Source organism: Streptomyces malaysiensis subsp. malaysiensis, from assembly GCF_040653035.1.
GTDB lineage: Bacteria > Actinomycetota > Actinomycetes > Streptomycetales > Streptomycetaceae > Streptomyces > Streptomyces malaysiensis.
Genome location: NZ_JBEZNG010000010.1, coordinates 167,404 through 184,239, shown reverse-complemented (window position 1 = coordinate 184,239; position 16,836 = coordinate 167,404). Strand labels below are relative to the sequence as shown.

At 71.8% G+C, this 16,836-nt stretch carries 15 protein-coding genes; 7 read left to right on the top strand and 8 right to left on the bottom strand.

Going from position 1 to position 16,836, the window contains the following annotated elements:
- Positions 1-13: 13 nt before the first annotated feature.
- The 4 genes from AB0E24_RS21985 to AB0E24_RS21970 form a co-directional block, all read right to left on the bottom strand.
- On the bottom strand, positions 14-721 hold the full coding sequence (locus AB0E24_RS21985; protein WP_359379176.1) for a dienelactone hydrolase family protein: 708 nt from the start codon (positions 719-721) through the stop codon (positions 14-16).
- 91 nt (positions 722-812) lie between these two features.
- The gene (locus AB0E24_RS21980) at positions 813-2,351 is read right to left on the bottom strand and encodes a Rieske 2Fe-2S domain-containing protein (RefSeq protein ID WP_359379174.1); all 1,539 of its coding nucleotides are present in this window, start codon (positions 2,349-2,351) and stop codon (positions 813-815) included.
- 125 nt (positions 2,352-2,476) lie between these two features.
- Entirely contained in the window at positions 2,477-3,250 is a 774-nt protein-coding gene (locus AB0E24_RS21975) for a CbtA family protein (RefSeq protein WP_100808349.1), read from the bottom strand.
- A gap of 54 nt (positions 3,251-3,304) precedes the next feature.
- Positions 3,305-3,529 carry a CbtB domain-containing protein gene (locus AB0E24_RS21970; RefSeq protein ID WP_069872272.1) on the bottom strand — a complete coding sequence of 75 codons (225 nt, stop codon included), beginning with the start codon at positions 3,527-3,529 and terminating at the stop codon, positions 3,305-3,307.
- Positions 3,530-3,786: 257 nt separating this feature from the next.
- Between AB0E24_RS21970 and AB0E24_RS21965 the strand changes: the two genes are divergently transcribed.
- The 5 genes from AB0E24_RS21965 to AB0E24_RS21945 all read left to right on the top strand — a co-directional run bounded on the left by AB0E24_RS21965 (position 3,787) and on the right by AB0E24_RS21945 (position 9,429).
- Positions 3,787-4,386 carry a histidine phosphatase family protein gene (locus AB0E24_RS21965; protein ID WP_359379170.1) on the top strand — a complete coding sequence of 200 codons (600 nt, stop codon included), beginning with the start codon at positions 3,787-3,789 and terminating at the stop codon, positions 4,384-4,386.
- Positions 4,387-4,615: 229 nt separating this feature from the next.
- Positions 4,616-6,097, top strand: a complete 1,482-nt coding sequence (locus AB0E24_RS21960) for an FG-GAP and VCBS repeat-containing protein (protein ID WP_359379168.1) — start codon at positions 4,616-4,618, stop codon at positions 6,095-6,097.
- 102 nt (positions 6,098-6,199) lie between these two features.
- Positions 6,200-7,618 carry a serine/threonine-protein kinase gene (locus AB0E24_RS21955; RefSeq protein ID WP_359379165.1) on the top strand — a complete coding sequence of 473 codons (1,419 nt, stop codon included), beginning with the start codon at positions 6,200-6,202 and terminating at the stop codon, positions 7,616-7,618.
- Complete coding sequence (locus AB0E24_RS21950; protein ID WP_069872282.1) at positions 7,615-7,977, top strand: hypothetical protein; 363 nt, start codon at positions 7,615-7,617, stop codon at positions 7,975-7,977. The genes AB0E24_RS21955 and AB0E24_RS21950 overlap by 4 nt, the downstream gene beginning before the upstream one ends.
- 111 nt (positions 7,978-8,088) lie before the next feature.
- Entirely contained in the window at positions 8,089-9,429 is a 1,341-nt protein-coding gene (locus tag AB0E24_RS21945) for a S1 family peptidase (protein ID WP_079260283.1), read from the top strand.
- A gap of 139 nt (positions 9,430-9,568) precedes the next feature.
- Here AB0E24_RS21945 and AB0E24_RS21940 read toward each other — a convergent pair whose 3' ends face one another.
- The 3 genes from AB0E24_RS21940 to AB0E24_RS21930 all read right to left on the bottom strand — a co-directional run bounded on the left by AB0E24_RS21940 (position 9,569) and on the right by AB0E24_RS21930 (position 11,986).
- Complete coding sequence (locus tag AB0E24_RS21940; RefSeq protein ID WP_069872286.1) at positions 9,569-9,814, bottom strand: hypothetical protein; 246 nt, start codon at positions 9,812-9,814, stop codon at positions 9,569-9,571.
- A 75-nt stretch (positions 9,815-9,889) separates the two neighbouring features.
- Entirely contained in the window at positions 9,890-11,140 is a 1,251-nt protein-coding gene (locus AB0E24_RS21935) for a cation diffusion facilitator family transporter (protein WP_359379161.1), read from the bottom strand.
- Between the two features lie 213 nt (positions 11,141-11,353).
- Positions 11,354-11,986 (bottom strand): hypothetical protein, encoded by a 633-nt coding sequence (locus tag AB0E24_RS21930; RefSeq protein ID WP_359379158.1) that lies wholly within the window; start codon positions 11,984-11,986, stop codon positions 11,354-11,356.
- Between the two features lie 157 nt (positions 11,987-12,143).
- Between AB0E24_RS21930 and AB0E24_RS21925 the strand changes: the two genes are divergently transcribed.
- Positions 12,144-14,114, top strand: coding sequence for an APC family permease (locus AB0E24_RS21925; RefSeq protein WP_100808355.1), 1,971 nt, complete (start codon positions 12,144-12,146; stop codon positions 14,112-14,114).
- A 66-nt stretch (positions 14,115-14,180) separates the two neighbouring features.
- On the opposite strand, the gene AB0E24_RS21920 is transcribed toward AB0E24_RS21925, so the two are convergent.
- Positions 14,181-15,518, bottom strand: coding sequence for a radical SAM protein (locus AB0E24_RS21920; RefSeq protein ID WP_099016762.1), 1,338 nt, complete (start codon positions 15,516-15,518; stop codon positions 14,181-14,183).
- A gap of 216 nt (positions 15,519-15,734) precedes the next feature.
- Between AB0E24_RS21920 and AB0E24_RS21915 the strand changes: the two genes are divergently transcribed.
- Positions 15,735-16,802 (top strand): NAD(+)/NADH kinase, encoded by a 1,068-nt coding sequence (locus AB0E24_RS21915; protein ID WP_069872294.1) that lies wholly within the window; start codon positions 15,735-15,737, stop codon positions 16,800-16,802.
- Positions 16,803-16,836: the final 34 nt, after the last annotated feature.

Here is a 16,836-nt window from a genome sequence, read left to right as displayed (position 1 = left end):
TGAGCCGATTTCGTCAGCCCAGCCGCTCGTGCAGGAAGTCGAGCGTGCTCCGCCAGGCCGACACCGCGGATTCCGCGTGATAGGACGGCCGCTCGTCGTTGAAGAAGGCGTGACCCGCCGGATAGAGCCGGAAATCAGGCTGCACCCCGGACTCCTCCCGGATGGCCCGGCGCAGCTCCTCCAGGCCGTCCAGCGGAATGGTGGTGTCCTTCTCCCCGAAATGGCCCAGGATGTCGGCCCGCAGACCGGAGAAGTCCGGCAGCTCGCCCTGGATGACGCCGTAGAAGGGCACCGCCGCGCCGACCCGGGAATCGGTGGCGGCCAGATACAGCACAAAACCGCCGCCCATGCAGAATCCGACCGCCCCCACGGTGTCGGAGGTGACCTCGGGCCGGCCGAGGAGATGGCCGACCGCCCCGGAGAGCAGCTCGACCCCACGCGCCACCGGCAGTTCCGCCATCATCCGGTGCGCCTCTTCGGCGCTATGGGCGACGCTGCCCCCGTACAGATCGGGCGCCAGCGCGACAAAGCCCTCGCGGGCCAGCCGGTCGGTGACATCGGCGATGTGGTGGTCCAGGCCCCACCACTCCTGAATGACGATCAACCCCGGCCCCCGCCCGGAGGGTGGCAGCGCCAGATACCCGTGGGCGGTGGTTCCGGCGCTGGGGAAGGTGACGTTCTGACGGGCGGGGGAGCCGGTCGGCTTCGGGACCTCGGGCATGGGCGCATCGCTCCTGTCGTACCGATCGTCGCTGGTCCCACCCATCGTAGGGACGGCGCCATGCCACCAGGGCGGCCGGTCAGGCCCCGGGTCAGGACACGGCCGAGGCGCGAATGTCGTGTCCGTCCGAGGTCAGACAGCGGCCGGTGGACAGGTCGTAGCGCCAGCCGTGCAGGGTGCAGGTGAGCACCTCGCCCTCGATCTGCCCGAACCGTTCGAGGTCGGCGCGCAGATGGGGGCAGCGCCGCTGCACCCGCCAGCCGTCCAGCTCGATGTCCTGGCCGTCGTCCTGGCAGGAGTCGTAGTAGTTCTCCACATACTCGATGCGCTCCATGGACAGGCACTTGAAGAACACATACAGGAACTCGTTGTAGGGCCCGATCCGGCTGGCGGTGAACCGCATCGACAACAGCAGGCTGTTGGACCAGTCCACCTCGCGCCGGGCGATATTGGTGGCCACCAGATCGGCCGAGGTGGACAGCGTGTAGCGGCAGCGCTCACCGTCCCAGAGGCGGACCTCCCGCGCCGGGAAGTCGATCACGATGGGCACGTCGCCCACATCGAGCCGCGCCGGGCCGCCGACACCCGTGCAGATCCGGTCGGCCCTGGTCAGCAGCGGCTCCCACCACTGCTTCAGCTCGCTCAGCAGCCGCTCGCGCGGCAGCGCGGGGGCCCGCGAGGCGCGCTCGGCGGCGAGCGTGGGCTGCTGCCGGGCCGCGAAGTCCCGCAGATACGCGCGCTTTTCGCCGAAGACGCGCTCGATCTCCATCTCGGTGTAGCGGTGGCTGAGCTTGCACACCGTGCTCTCCGGCTCCGCCACCGTCCCGGGCAGCAGCAGATGCGCCGCCACCTCCGGGCGCGCCCGGCCCAGCTCACGCAGGAACTCCAGCTGGTCCACGAAGATGCTCTCCCCGTCCCGGCCGGTGCCGTTGTGCTCGAAGAGCTCGTCGTCGAGGAAGCACGGCGGGCCCGCGTTGGGGAACACATGCTTGGCTTCCACCGCGTCGATGTACCGCAGCGCCCGGTCGAACTGCCCCTGCCGCTTGCGCGCGGCGAACTCCTTCTTGGCCGAGTGCGGCAGCTGGTACACCATCGGGTACCAGATGGCCCCGGAGAACTGGACGAAGTACGCGTCCACCTCGCCGAAGTCCCGGATCGCCGCGATGTCCAGCGGATGGGCGTCGTTCTGGTTGAGCAGCACGCTCCGGCCGTCGTCCAGCGAGAGCGCCGAGTCGCCGATGGGGCCGTCCCCGGGGCCGGTCAACGCGGTGATCATGATGCGCAGACCGTCGCGCTCGACCGGTGTACCGGAGCGGGTGTGCAGGAAGTTGGTGAAGCTGAGCGCCCTCAGCTCGCGTTCCAGCTCATCGGTGGCGAAGGCCGGAAGCAGCACCGTGACGTCCTTGCGCACGTTCCGGCGCAGATTCTCCGCGTCGAAGTGGTCGCGGTGCAGATGGGAGACATACAGATAGTCCGCCGCGCGCCCATAGTGCGCCCAGTCCAGATCGGTGTTGTCCGGGAACGGAAACCACGAGCCGAAGAAGGCGGGATTGACCCATGGATCGCAGAGCACCGATCCCGCCGCGGTCTCGATGAACAGCCCAGCATGCCCAAGTCCGGTCACGCGCATACCCCAGCACCCCAACCCGGTCGGTGATGTCCGATATCTCCACCGTGTCGGGGTTCGCGGCCATGTGCATCCGCGGCTGCGCTTGCCGGGTGGCGGGATCCGCCACCCGGGTCACGCCGATGTGATCAGGGCCGTTCGGCGGTGGCCAGATCGGTGGCGCCCGTGGCCGCCACCCGGTCCGCCGCCGTGGGGCGCGGCGACAGCAGCCGCTCGGCCAGATGTCCGAAGAGCAGGCCGAACGACACCCACAGAGTGCACTGGACCGCGAGGGCGGCCAGCCGGAACTGCCACAGCAGTGTCCCGGGGAACCCCTCGGGCACCTCGTTGAACGACGGCAGGAAGGCGTACGCCAGGCCCACCACCACGATGAAGGCCACCGCGGCGGCCACCGTGGCATTCCAGTTGCCGAGCCGGGGCGCGAGCCGTCTGCCGAGGATGACCGCGCCCACGGCCAGCAGCACACTGAGCACGACCATCAGGAAGTACAGCGTGGTGCGCTGGTCGAGGGTCTCCGGATCGCCCACGGCCGGCGGATTGGCCGGGTACTTGAAGAACGGCACCAGATAGCCGGCCACCAGCGCGCCCAGCGACACCAGCGCGGCGGTGGCACGCGGCCCGAACCGGCCGATGCGGCCGAGGGCCACACACACCGCGAGGGCCGCGATACCGCCGAAGGCGACACCGTAGACGAGAACGCCGGTGCTCAGACCGGCGGTGGACTGCATGGTGCGGCTGACGAGCTCGGCGCCGTGCTCATGGCTGTGCGCGTCCTCGTACGCGATGGCCGAGTCCACGCGCGGCTCGCCGAGCAGATAGGCCACGCCGAGCGCCGGAAGCCCGGCGGCGAGGCCCGCGAGCATGCCCCGGACGAGCAACGCCCGGACGGATATGGAGTTCATGAAGAATTCGATTCCCCTGGGGACGGGACCTGCGGCGGAAAGCGGAGGTCGGGGTCAGTGGCAGGGGAAGCCGAGCAGATGGCGGCCGTCGTGGACCCACTCGTGCACACCTTCGCCGGAGAGCACGGCGGTGGCGCCCTGCTCGGCGCCGATGAAGTACAGGAGGATCAGCATGAGGAGGCCGAAGAAGAGCGCCCACGGGGCGATGGCCTTCAGCGAGATGGGGGTGATCTCCGGCACCGGCTGGGCGCTGGGTGCGGAAACGGCGGACTGAGCCATGGTGGAACCTCCAGGGGAACACGCGTCCCGGTCGTTGGTGCTCATACGACGGCGCTGGGTCTGACTCGCCCGGCGGGCGGCCCGCGTAACGGGTGCTCCGCCGGACATACAGTGGCGCGACCGTGCCGGAATCTCACCGGGCTTCCGTCACGCCGTCGTCTCCATGAGACGGTAGCGTGCGAGCGTCGTCCGCCGCTACGGGGCGGATGCCCGAATGTGTGGCTCTACGTGGGCGAATGGTGCGGATGGGGGGCTGGGTGGTGCGTATCACGCTGGTCGCGCCCGCCGTCAACGCGGCACTGCGGCAGGTGCGGTTCGACGACGCCCCGCCGGACGCGGCCGGGGTGCGCCGGGCACGGGCGGCGGCCGCGGCGCTGCCCCGCCACGACATCGCGTTCACCGCACCCTCCGAGCGCTGCCGCGGTACCGCCGCGGCCCTGGGGCTCGACGCCGCCGTGGCGCCGGAGTTGGGCGATCTCGATGTGGGCCGCTGGCGGGGCCGTTCACTGGACGAGGTGGGGCAGCGGGCCCCGGAGGAGGTCGCCGCGTGGCTTTCCGATCCGGCCGCGGCGCCACACGGTGGCGAGTCGCTGCTGGCGTTGGTGGAACGGATCGGGGTCTGGCTGGAGGCCCGGAAAGAGGGCTCAGCGAGTCCGTCCGGACCGGCCCGTGAGGGGCGGCTGCTCGCCGTGGTGGAACCGGCCGTGGTCCGGGCCGCGCTCGTCCACGCCCTCGGCCTGCCCGCCCCCGCCTTCTGGCGGCTGGACGTCGCCCCGCTGACCGCGACGGAACTCAGCGGCCGCGCGGGCCGCTGGAATCTGCGCTGCGGCCACCCGTTGGCGGAGGGCGTGTCGTAACGAGCGGACACTCGCTGACGGAGGGTGTGTCGTAAGGAGCGGACACTCGCTGACGGAGGGTGTGTCGTAAGGAGCGGGTGCGCGCTGGCGGAGCGCGTGCCGTGACGAGCGGACACCGGCCGACAGGAGGGCAGGCCATGACGGCCGGACACCGGCCGATGGGCGGCCTGCCGTAACGAAATGATCTCTCCGATGGCGTGTCCGCACCGGAATGCGCTGTCGTAGCTTGATGGCATCCCCCACCACCCGGCTCCGCCCCGTCACCGCCACTCTCTGCGCCACCGCGCTGGCGCTGCTCACCGCGTGCGGCGGTGGCGGGGGAGACGACGGGAAGAAGGGTGGCGACGGGGCCGGGAAGAGCACGGCCTCACCTGTCGTCACCCCCACCGCGACCGCTCCCGTCCCCCGGGGCGAGGGCAGCGCGCTGCCGGACGACCTGAACGGCGACGGCCGCCCCGAGCTCAGAATCCCGCTCGCCTCCGACGAGGAGCTCGGCGGCCTGCGCCATATCGCCTTCGTGTACGGCTCGGCGAAGGGGCTCGACCCCGCCGTCCGCACCGTGCTCGGCCGTACGGACCTCGGCCTGCCCACCGGCGCCGGATGGGACGACCGCGTCGCGGGCGAGATGCGGTCCGCGACCACCGCCGACCTCGACGGCGACGGCTACGCCGATGTGATCGCCACCGCCACCAAGGAGCGCGACCCGGCCAGTGCCGGGCGCGTTCACATCACCACCCAGACGCTTCCCTACATCACCTGGGGCGGCCCCGAGGGACCGCGCCGGGGAGCCCCCGCCACTCCGGTGGGGCTGGCCGACGCCGACGACGGCCTGGAGAGCCCGTGGCCCCTGACGACGGGTGACTTCAACGGGGACGGACACCACGATCTGGCCGCCGTGCGCCAGGGAGGCAAGGACTTCCACGTGCTGTACGGGCCGTTCGGCCGTGACGGCAAGGCCGCCCGCACCGCGACATACGCCAACCCCCTCGGCTCCAGCGGCCAGATCGCGGAGCTGCACGCCGACGCCATCGACGGCGACCGGCCCACCGATCTGGTGGTGCACGCGCAGGGCGACGACGATCAGACGGACTCCGCGCTCCTCAAGGCGGGCCCGGACGGCCTCGCCACCACCGGCCGCACCCTCCGTAAGGGCAACGCCATCGCCTTCGGCGACTTCGACGGTGACGGGAAGCGGGATGTCGCGGTCGCCGACACCGGCAGCCGCAACGACGAACCGGGCTATGAGACCGAGCCCGCGGACGTCAGCCAGTCGGTCAGCGTGTACACCGAGCGCTCGGCCGGATCGGACCCCCGGCCGATCAGGATCCCCGCCCTGGGCGGCGATGCGCTCGCCGCGGCCGACACCGACGGGGACGGCACCGACGAACTGGCCGTCTCGCTGCGCACCGGCGGCACCGAACTGCTGACGATCCGCCCGGACGCCCCCGGGGAGATCGCCCACCGCCGCACCCTCGACCGCACCGTCCCGGCCCGTGTGGACGGCCACGAGGTGCCGAAGAAGCGGCGCGCCGTCAGGCTCCACGGTGCCGGGGACTTCGACCACGACGGCAAGGACGAGGTGGTGCTGGCCTGGGGGCCGGACCCGCTCTTCGCGCTCTACGGGGAGAAGCCGCAACGGTTCTGGGTGACCGACGGCGCCGCGGACGAGGTGGTGTTCACCAGCGCGCCCTACGCCAAGGGCGCCTCGTGAGGCGCGTCGCCCCACCGCACGCGTGTCCATGCGCACCACCCCCTTCGCCGGGCCCGGCCGACGCCTTACTGTGGGCGTCAGTCGGCTGGTGAGGGGGAGCGGATGACGACCGGGGAAGCCTCCGGCGGGGAGGAGCGGGGGAACGATTCAGGATCGCCCCACGGAACCGTGATTGGCGGCCGGTACCAACTGCGCGCGCGCATGGGCCGCGGCGGTATGAGCGTGGTCTGGGACGCCTACGACGTATTGCTCGGCCGCCCCGTCGTCGTCAAGGAGCTGACCCCGGACGGCGATCCGGACCCGGAGGCGTATACGCGCTGGCTCGGCCGGTTGCGCCGCGAGGTCCGGGTCCTCGCCTCGACCCTCCATCGGCACCTGGCCGCCATCTACGACCTGGGCGAGAGCGAGGGCCGGGTCTGGATCGTCATGGAGCGCCTCGACCAGCGTTCGCTGGCGGACCGGATCGGCGATCGGGGCGGGCGGCTCGGCGTGACCGAGACGGCCCGGATCGGCCTGGAAGTGCTGCGCGGATTACGTGCGCTGTACGCGGCGGGGATGGCCCATGGGGACGTCAAACCGCGTAACGTCCTCTTCCGCCCGGACGGCCCCGCGGTGCTGGTGGACCAGCTGGGCCTGACCTTCGCGGACGAGGGCGGTGTGGTCGGCACACCCGCCTATATGGCACCGGAACGCTTCACGTCCCCCTCCCTTCCGGCGACCGCGGAAGGGATGCTGAAGGCCGACCTGTGGTCCCTGGGCGTGACCCTGTACGAGGTCGTCGAGGGCCATGCGCCGTTCCAGGGGCTGACGGTGGGTGAGGTGATGAGCGCGGTGTGGAGCGCCCCGCCGCCGCCCATGAGATACGCGGGTGCGCTGCGGCCGCTGATCGAGGGACTGCTGGCCAAGGACCCGGAGCGGCGGCTGACGGCCGATGAGGCAGAGGCGCTGCTGCGCGACTCGGCCCGGGGAGAGCCCATGTCCGCCCCGGGGGCCGAGGCAGCGGCCCTCCCCGCGCCCGCGGGAGCCGCGGAGGCCATGCGGTCGGCCCCCCGGGTGAGCGGTGCGGGCGGCGCCGGAGCCCTCGCCCCGATCGTCGTCGTACTGGGGATCCTGCTCGCCGTGTCGGGCGCGCTGGCCCTGCCCTCGCTGACCCCGGACTCCTGGGACGACGTTCCCGGATGGGTGGGGCCCGGATGTCTCGGCCTGCTGTGGCTGGCGCTCGCGGCGCGCGGCTTCGCATCGGCCAGACAGCGGGACCGGCAGGCCCGGTGGCTCGACGCACTGCACCCGGACGCCGGGGAGGCGGGCGCCCGCCCCGCCGGGCCCTGGCAGGCGCTGAGCGAGGGATATCTGGCGGCCCTGGCGATGCCTCGGCCCGCTGTTCGGCGGGCGCGGCGTCCGGTGGAGCGAGAGATGGAACGGGACATGGCCGACTTCCTCACCGCGCTCGGCCCGCCACCGCCACGGGCGGCGGGCGCGGACCCCACATCCCGTCCGGACCGTCCGGGGGAGGCTCCGTGACCGAGAACACGAGTGAGAACCCCGTCCAGGGCGGCCCTGCGGAGTCGGCGGTGCCCTGGGGCGACCGGCTGCCGGTGGAGCAGGCCAAGGAGTGGGAGGCGGTCAGGCCCGGCACGGTGGAGTGGATGCTCACCGAACTCCAGCGGGAGCGTGAGCACCGCCGCCGTATGGACTGGGTGCACACGGGGTTGCAGGCGTTCGGCTCGCTGCTGGGCGCCGGCACGGTCGTGGCGTACATCTGGGTGGCCACGTACTTCCTCGCCCATGACGCCGCCACCCAGGGCGCGGCCATCCTCGGCGGCGGTACGGCCGCCCTGGTCGGGGGGTTCCTCGGCAAGCGCTACGGCGACCGGCGCTGACCTCTGGGAGCCGTCGCCGTCCGGGGAGTGAACAGGATGACGCCTCCTTGCGTATGAGGGGTGGGCCTTCGCCGTCCGGGGCCCTCCGGATCGACGTAAGGAGGCAGGGTGGTGAAGCACATGCGGCGCGGCGTGCGCCGGGCCGTGCGGGTCGTGGCTGTCGGGGCACTGGTCTGTGGCGGGGTGATGGTCTCCCAGGCCGGGCCGGGCGGATCGGCCCACGGGACGACCGGAAACGAGGGTTCGAGAGCCCTGAGCGCGCGTCAGGCGGACGATGTGGGCGGACGGCTGGTGTCCGCGCTCGGCTCCTCCCGTACGGCGGGCAACTGGATCGGCGCCGACGGCCGCCCGGTGGTGGCGGTGACGGACGACACGGCCGCGGACGAGGTCAGCAGGGCCGGGGCCACCGTCAAACGGGTGCGGTACAGCATGGAGCAACTGGACTCCGCGACCGAGAAGCTGCGCTCCGCGCCCCGGGTGGCGGGCACCGCGTGGATGGTGGACCCCAAGTCCAACCAGGTCGTGCTGGTCGGCGACAGCAGTGTCTCCACCGCCCGCTGGTCGACGATGAAGGCGCTGGCCGCGGAGGTGGGCGACGAGGTGCGGACGCAGCGGACGGCGGGCTCCTTCACCACCAGAACCGCCGGGGCCGCTCCCATGTTCACCAACGGCAGCCGCTGTTCGGCGGGTTTCAACGTCACCGACGGCCAGGCCGGGTTCATCCTGACGGCGGGTCACTGCGGCCCCACCGGCACCCCCTGGTTCACCGACGGCAGCGGCCGCACCCGCATCGGCACGACGGTCCGGAGCAGCTTCCCCGGCAGTGACTTCTCATTGGTGCGGTACGACAACGCCTCGCTCGACCAGAGCGGTGTGCTCGACGTCGGCGGCGGCCGGGTGGTGCGGGTCACCGGTGTCGCCGACCCCGTCGTGGGCCAGGAGGTGTTCCGCAGCGGCAGCACCACCGGGCTGCGCTCGGGCAAGGTGACCGGGCTCAACGCGACGGTCAACTACCCCGAGGGCACGGTCACCGGGCTGGTCCAGGCCACCGTGTGCGCCGAGCCCGGCGACAGCGGCGGGCCGCTCTTCGCCCAGGGCGTGGCGCTCGGCGTCACCTCCGGCGGCAGCGGCGACTGCGAGAAGGGCGGGGTGACCTTCTTCCAGCCCGTGACCAAGGCGCTGAGCGCGCTCGGGGTGGGCATTCCGGGAGCCAAGGCCCAGAGCCCCAACCCGGCCATCGCCTCCGGCGGTCAGACGGGCGCCGCGCCCGGTGCCACCGGGACATCCGGGATCGACGACGGCGTCTCGACGCTCGACGATGTGGTGGCGTACGCCCAGGGCTTCGGGCCCGGTCTGGTGGTCATCGTGGTGGGGTTCGTCGGGCTGCTGTCCACACTGACCATCCGGCCCCGGCGCCGCCGCTACCGCGGCTACTCCACCGGCTGGGGATGAGCCGGTGAGACGTTCGCTATGGCCGAGGGCAGGGTCGCTCGGGTCCTGGCCGCGGTCGGCCAGGGGACGTACGACGACGAGGTGGCCCCCGCCCGCGGCGGGGGCCACCTCGTCGGAAAGGGAACTGCCGTTCCGGCACTCAGTAGTCGTAGTGGTGGTGGTGCCGGTGCCGCTCGGGCTCCTCGACCACCGGGGGAGCCACGGCGGTCGGCTCCACGACGCGCCGGCGCTTGTAGACACTCACATACGCCGATGTGCCGATGATGCCGACGGCCATCAGGATCAGACCGACCAAGTGGACGTTGAGACCGTTGGCGTTCCAGTCGGTGGCGAAGGTGAGAATCCCTCCCACCGCGATCATCAAAATGCAACCGCCGAGGCCCATCAGTTCTGCCTCCGTACATGAGTTCGCTGTTGTGGGCTGGTCCACGCCGGGTACCCAGGCCCGCCGGGGCCAATCTCACGTCCCGCGGTCCTCCTTTTCCACGGCGGCCACCCGCTCGTCGAGCGCCTGGCGGTCCGCGCGCGCCCTCGCCCGGTCCCTGGCCGAGGCTTCGGTGACATCGAGGAAGATCTGGTCGGCGTACGGCCAGATCTCCGCCATCGCCGTCTTGACGCGCACCAGGACCTCCTCGACCTCCTCGCTGTCGTGGCCGGGGACGAGGTCGACCCGGGCCGCCACCAGCGTCGAGTCATTGCCCAGACGCATCGTCAGCAGACCGGTCACGGTGTCGATCTCCGGCTGCGCCTCGAGGAACCGGCGCAGCTCCCGGCGCTGGGCCGGATCGATCGCCTCGCCGATGAGCCGCCCGCGCGACTCCTTGGCCAGCCGGTAGGCCACATAGACCAGCAGCGCCCCGATCAGGAAGGAGGCCGTGGCCTCATAGGCCACCTCGCCGGTGACCATGTGCAGCCACATGCCGAGCAGCGCGAACACCACGCCGAGACAGGCGGTGGAGTCCTCGGCCAGGACGGTGCGCAGCGTGGGGTCGTCACCCGCGCGCAGCTCGGCCACCATGCCGTGGCCCGCCTCCCGGGCGTGCCCGCGGACCTGGACCAGCGCCCGGACCAGCGAGGAGCCCTCGGCGAGCAGCGCCACCCCGAGCACCGCGAGGCCCACCAGATAGCCGCTGTGGTCCTCGGAGCTGCCCGAGCTCAGCGCCTCGGCGCCCTGGAAGAAGGAGAAGCAGCCGCCCATGACGAAGATGCCGACGGCGGCCAGCAGCGACCAGAAGTAGCGCTCCTTGCCGTAGCCGAAGGGGTGCTGGTCGTCGGGCGCCCGCTTGCTGCGTTTGAGGGAGGCGAGCAGAAACACCTCGTTGAGGCTGTCCGCGACGGAGTGAGCGGCCTCGGAGAGCAGCGCGGGGGAGCCGGAGAAGACCCCGCCGACGGCCTTGGCCAGCGCGATGAGCAGATTGGCGCCGAGCGCGACGAAGACGGTGACGGCGGTCCGGGCGTCCTCGCCCCGCGACGCGCCGGGCCGGTCCGGGCCCTGGCGTTCGTCCGGCCTGCTGTGCCGGTCCGGTCCCTGGTGTCCGTCCGGCGTGCCGGGCCGCTCCGGGCCCCGATGTCCATCCGGCGGATCGGGCCGGTCGGGCCCTTGGTGTGCGTCCGGCGGTGCGGGTACGCGAGAGGTCTCCGGCGGGTCCGGCGTCCCCCGCGTACGCGGTGTCCCGTGCCGGTCGGAGTGGTGCGCTGTGGAACGGCTCATCGGCGGGAAACTCCGTATGCGCGAAGTCCATGCCGTCCTGATGGCCCTCTGCGCCGGGGCGGCTTTGCGCCGGAGCGGCTCTCTGCGCCGGGGCGGCCGGACGGCCTGTCCCCTCCGCGTGTGTCCCGATACCGGGATCTCAATCGTGAGACGCCCGCCGGGCGGAGCGCGCCCCGCCGGTCCATCCGGCCCACGGGGCGCGCTCGGAGCGGGTCAGCCGGCCGGAGTGTTCGGGGACGCGGGCACCTTCGGCAGGGCGCTGAAGAGGTCGAGCCCCATGGCGGCGGCGATCAGCAGTCCGATCACACCGAGCGCCACCGCTCCCCAGGCCACCGCGGTCACCCAGGGCGCCCCGGCCGTGGCGGGCCGCCGCTGCCGTAGCAGCACCACACCGGCGATCACCACGGCGACCAGCGCGAACAGCCCGTTGACCAGGGCCGTGGTGTGCCATGGAGTGCCGTACACCATGGCGATCTGATCGGCGGCGGAGCCGGACTGGGCCTTGATCTGGCCGGTCAGCTGCTTGCGCTCCTGCAACATCGTGCCGAGCCAGGTGCCGGTGAGCGAGGCGAGCCCGAGCCCGGCGCCCACGACCGAGGCGGCGCCGAGGACGATGCCCGGCGCGGTGGCCAGGGAAGGGGGTGCGGTGTCATCGGCGGTGGTTTCCCCGACGGAGGCGGACGTCTCCGAGTCGTCCGGTGTTTCCTCCGAGTCCTGGGTCTCCCGCGCGTCCGGGGTCTTACGCGGGTCCGATACAGCGTTCGGGACACCCTCCGCCGTGGCTTCCTCGGCTTCTGCGGGCTGCGCTGCGGTGTCGGTCGGTTGGTCGGTCTTGGTGGTGTCCATGTGGCGCAACCGTAGGGACCGAAGATGAGAACTCACTGAGAAGACGATGTCCTTCGGCCGGCGGCACCGGCCGGGTGGCGGCCGGCCGGCCCGCATACGCTGGCCGAAGGGTCTCCCCGAGGGCCGGGAACCTTTCGCTGGACGACGGGAGCACCCCGTGGCCTCCTCCACCTCTGGCGGCGCCGCCTCCGACGGCGGGGCACGGCACCGGCTGCGCGGATGGCTGCTGGAGGGCCTGACCGACATGGCCAAGCGCCAGCCCGGCCCGCACGCCGAGCCGGAGGGCGTACATGAGGGCCGGCCGTGGTGGCGGGTGATGTGCCTGACCGGTCTGGACTACTTCTCCACCCTCGGTTACCAGCCCGGTATCGCCGCCCTGGCGGCCGGGCTGCTCTCCCCGCTGGCCACCGTGGTGCTGGTGGTGGTGACCCTGGTCGGCGCGCTGCCGGTGTACCGCAGGGTGGCCGAGGAGAGTCCGCACGGCCAGGGCTCGATCGCGATGCTGGAGCGGCTGCTGACCTTCTGGAAGGGCAAGGTGTTCGTTCTCACCCTGCTGGGCTTCGCGGCCACCGACTTCCTCATCACCATCACCCTCTCCGCCGCCGACGCCACCGCCCACCTGGTGGAGAACCCGCATTTCACCTCGGCCCTGAACGGCCATGAGGTGGCCGTCACCCTGATCCTGGTGGGGCTGCTGGGCGCGGTGTTCCTCAAGGGGTTCACCGAGGCCATCGGGATCGCGGTGGCGCTGGTCGCGGTCTATCTGCTGCTCAACGCCATCGTGGTGGCGGTCGGGCTGTGGCATGTCTGGACCGCCCCGCAGGTGATCCCCGACTGGTCCCGGGCGCTGGTCGCAGAGCGCGGCAGTCCCCTGGTGATGATCGGCGTGGCGCTGGTGATCTTCCCGAAGCTGGCCCTGGGCCTGTCCGGATTCGAGACCGGCGTGGCCGTCATGCCGCATATCGAGGGCAAGCCCGGCGACACCCCGGAGCGCCCCGCCGGACGCATCCACGGCGCCAGGAAGCTGCTGACCACCGCCGCGGTGATCATGAGCGTCTTCCTCATCACCTCCAGCTTCATCACAACCCTGCTGATCCCGCAGCGGGAGTTCGAACCGGGCGGCCGGGCCAATGGGCGCGCCCTGGCCTATCTCGCCCATGAGTACCTGGGCTCGGCGTTCGGCAGCGTCTATGACGCCTCCACCATCGCCATCCTCTGGTTCGCCGGCGCCTCGGCCATGGCCGGACTGCTCAATCTGATGCCCCGCTATCTGCCGCGTTACGGCATGGCCCCCCACTGGGCGCGCGCGGTCCGCCCCATGGTGCTGGTGTTCATCGCCATCGCGTTCCTGGTGACCTGGATCTTCAAGGCGGATGTGGACGCCCAGGGCGGCGCCTACGCCACCGGTGTGCTCGTGCTCATCACCTCCGCCGCCATCGCCGTCACCATCGCCGCCCGGCGCGCCCGGCAGCGCCGCTGGACCCTCGGCTTCGGCGTCATCGCGGCGATCTTCCTGTACACCACCGCGGTCAACGTGATCGAACGGCCCGACGGCGTCAAGATCGGCGCCTGCTTCATCGCGGGCATCCTGGCCGTGTCGCTGCTGTCCCGGGTGGCCAGGGCGTTCGAGCTACGGGTCACCAGCGTGACGTTCGACCCGCTGGCCGAGCGGTTCATCCGCGACACCGCGCACCGCAGGATCCGCTTCATCGCCAATCAGCCGGAACGCCGTGACCTGGTCGAATACCGCGACAAGCAGCACCAGATCCGGGCGGACAACGACATCCCGCCCGAGGACGACATCATCTTCGTCGAGGTCACCGTGGCCGACCCGTCGGAGTTCGAAAGCGATCTGCGGGTGTGCGGAGAGGTGCTGCACGGCCGCTACCGCGTGCTGACCCTCCAGAGCGCCACCATCCCCAACGCGCTGGCCGCGCTGCTGCTGTGGGTGCGGGACATGACCGGGCAGCGTCCACACATCTACTTCGAGTGGACGGAGGGCCATCCGCTGGCCCACTTCCTGCGCTTCTTCCTCTTCGGCCAGGGCGAGGTCGCCCCCGTCACCCGTGAGGTGCTCCGCGAGGCCGAGCCCGACCGCGGCCGCCGCCCCCATGTCCATGTCGGCTGAGGAGATCCCGCCGAGCCGGGGCGGCCGCCGCGTCAGGGCGCCGTCGGTGTCAGTCCGTCGTCGGTGTCAGGTCGTCACCGGCTCCGGGTCCGGATCGGTGGCGGGCAGGCTGTCCATGAACGAGCTCACCGAGAACACCGCCCGCCCCGGCCCCGGCGGACCGTATCCGGGCGGCGAGGACAGCCCGAAGTCCTCGAGCGTCGCCCGGTAGGTCTCCAGCAGCCGGATGTGGTACTCCAGCGGGGCGCCCTGCGGATTGGCCTTGCCCAGCGGTGTCGTCGGCTCGGGGCACCAGGTGGTGAACCGGGGCACGACCCCGTGGGACATGAAGAACCGCAGCCCCTCGGCGGTGGAGTCGATCGCCTCGGCCACCGAGGAGAAGCCGAACGGCTCGGCCATCTCCACGCCCGCGACGAAGTTGGGGATCACATTCCGGGCGCCGAACACCTCGGTCGAGTCCAGGATCCGGCGATGCCACTCGTCCCTGCCGATGTAGCGCTCCTTGCCCGGGCAGTACAGCTCGAACAGCCGCCGGTCCCACACCTCGAAATTGGGGTGGTAGATCCGCACCCCGTAGTCGTGGAACCGCTGGACGTCCTCCTTGGGCAGCGCCTGCGCCACCACCTTGCCGATCCACCGGCCCGGGAAGCGCTCCTCGATGGCCTTGGCGTAGTGGCCGTAGAAGTCGGCCTCGTCACGGCCGCCGATATGCGAGGTGATCGCGCCACCGGTGAGGGTGTACGCCTGGGAGGCGCGGGCGGTGTCATGGCGGTCGATGATCTCCAGCGCCTCCAGCACCTCCTCCACCGGCTTCACCCCGGTGTACGGGCGGCCCGCCGCCTTGTGCTGACGCCAGTTGTGGTTGATATCGCAGTACTGGCACTCCTCCTTGGCGCCGAAGTACTGGCACACCCGGAAAACCGTCAGATAGACCAGATAGCCCCACTGGATGGTCGGCGCCACCTCCATCACCGACTTGCCGTTCGACAAGGTGTGACGGTAGTAGTCCGGCATCGGCGGCAGCCCCACGTCGGCGATGCGCGCCCCGTCCAGATACAGGCCCAGCGCACCGTCCTCACCCGCCCGGACCACATACGGCGAGGCGGGGTTGACGCGGACGGACACCACGGTGCGGCGCAGCTCGTACGGCCCGCCGGTGAGCACGATCTCCTCGGGCGGCCGGTTGAGGGCCGCGGCGCCCAGCTCCGGCAGGGTGCGGTGGTCGAACGAGAAGATGAAGTACGACTTCGGCTTGACGTCGCCGTCCTCGTTGCCGCTGAGCGCGGACTCGTCGAAGGCCATGCCGCCGCGCAGCAGGTCCTCCTTGAGCACGGCCTCCCGGGGCACCTGGGGGAAACGCCCCATCAGCTCCTCGACCAGCGCGGTTCGTCTCTGGCTCGCCATCTGCCGCATCATCCCCCCGGCTCCGTATGGATGCGCTGTGGTTCCTGCGCAGGTCTCCATGCCGCCCAACACCATAGATCAGGGCGGATGTTCGACTCCAGAGCACCCGGCGCGTGTCCGCGCGTGTCCGCCCGCCCCCGTCCGGGCGGGTCGGCCGGGAACGCGTACCCGGCCTGATGGGCGCTTCCGGCCCGGCCGACCTAGGGTGGAAGTGCCATGGCAGTCAACCGGCTCGGCGTGGTCGTCCACCAGGCCCGCCCCACCGCCGTCGCGGCGGCGAACACCGCCCGCGCATGGGCCGCTGCCCATGGCATCTCCTGTTTCGAGCTGGACGTCTGGCGTGGCGATCAGCCCCGGCGCAGCTCCCGGGAGGAGGCCGCGGCCGCCGGCCACCCCGATCTGATCGTCACCTTCGGCGGCGACGGCACCTTTCTGCGCGGCGCCCGGCTCGCCGCCAGGAACGGGGCCGCTGCGCTCGGGGTGAACGTGGGACGGGTCGGCTTCCTCACCGAGATCACCGTTGATCAGGTGGAGGAGGCGCTGGACGCCGTTCACGACGGCCGTGCCACCATCGAGGAGCGCATGCTGCTCACCCTGCGGGCGTCCCGGCAGCTGGAGATGCCCGAGGGCATGGAGGCGCTGCTGCGGTACGGGCGGGGCCCGGTGCCGCCCCCGCCCAGGGTGCGCCCCGGCCGCGGCCCCGAGGAGGTGGGCTGGGGCATTCCGCTGGATGTCATCGCCGTCAACGACGTGGTCTTCGAGAAGCTCGCCCGCGACCGCCAGGCCGGACTGGGCGTGTATGTGTCCGGGCAGCTGCTCGCCTCGTACTCGGCCGACGCGATCATCGTCGCCACCCCGACCGGCTCCACCGCCTACAGCTTCGCCGCCGGTGGACCGGTGGTCTCCCCCTACCTGGACGCGGTGGTCTTCACCCCGGTGGCCCCGCACATCGCCTTCGACCGCACCGTGGTGGCCGCGGTGGACGAGGCCGTGGCCGTGCGGGTCCTGCCGACCTCGGGGCGGGTGGCGGTCAGCCTCGACGGGCAGCTGCGCGGGGTGCTGGAGCCGGGCGACTGGGTGGCCGCCTACCGGGCGCCGGACCGGCTGCGGCTGGTACGGCTGGCGCCGACGGAGTTCTACCACCGGCTGCGGGACCGCTTCCGGCTGGCCGACTCGCCCGCCGCCGATGCGGCCCCGCCGTTCTACCGCCCGCCCTCCCCGGTCCCCCCGGACCTGGCGCATCTGCGGCTGCCCCCGGTGCCCGACGAGCCACCGGAGCCCTAGGGCCTGTCGTCAAAGGGGGCGCCCTTGACGACAG

Coding starts and splice junctions, on each gene's coding strand:
- AB0E24_RS21915 (WP_069872294.1), top strand. CDS start 15,735: ATGGCAGTCAACCGGCTCGGCGTGGTCGTCCACCAGGCCCGCCCCACC.
- AB0E24_RS21955 (WP_359379165.1), top strand. CDS start 6,200: ATGACGACCGGGGAAGCCTCCGGCGGGGAGGAGCGGGGGAACGATTCA.
- AB0E24_RS21940 (WP_069872286.1), bottom strand. CDS start 9,814: ATGGGCCTCGGCGGTTGCATTTTGATGATCGCGGTGGGAGGGATTCTC.
- AB0E24_RS21985 (WP_359379176.1), bottom strand. CDS start 721: ATGCCCGAGGTCCCGAAGCCGACCGGCTCCCCCGCCCGTCAGAACGTC.
- AB0E24_RS21960 (WP_359379168.1), top strand. CDS start 4,616: ATGGCATCCCCCACCACCCGGCTCCGCCCCGTCACCGCCACTCTCTGC.
- AB0E24_RS21935 (WP_359379161.1), bottom strand. CDS start 11,140: ATGAGCCGTTCCACAGCGCACCACTCCGACCGGCACGGGACACCGCGT.
- AB0E24_RS21920 (WP_099016762.1), bottom strand. CDS start 15,518: ATGGCGAGCCAGAGACGAACCGCGCTGGTCGAGGAGCTGATGGGGCGT.
- AB0E24_RS21975 (WP_100808349.1), bottom strand. CDS start 3,250: ATGAACTCCATATCCGTCCGGGCGTTGCTCGTCCGGGGCATGCTCGCG.
- AB0E24_RS21930 (WP_359379158.1), bottom strand. CDS start 11,986: ATGGACACCACCAAGACCGACCAACCGACCGACACCGCAGCGCAGCCC.
- AB0E24_RS21980 (WP_359379174.1), bottom strand. CDS start 2,351: ATGCGCGTGACCGGACTTGGGCATGCTGGGCTGTTCATCGAGACCGCG.
- AB0E24_RS21970 (WP_069872272.1), bottom strand. CDS start 3,529: ATGGCTCAGTCCGCCGTTTCCGCACCCAGCGCCCAGCCGGTGCCGGAG.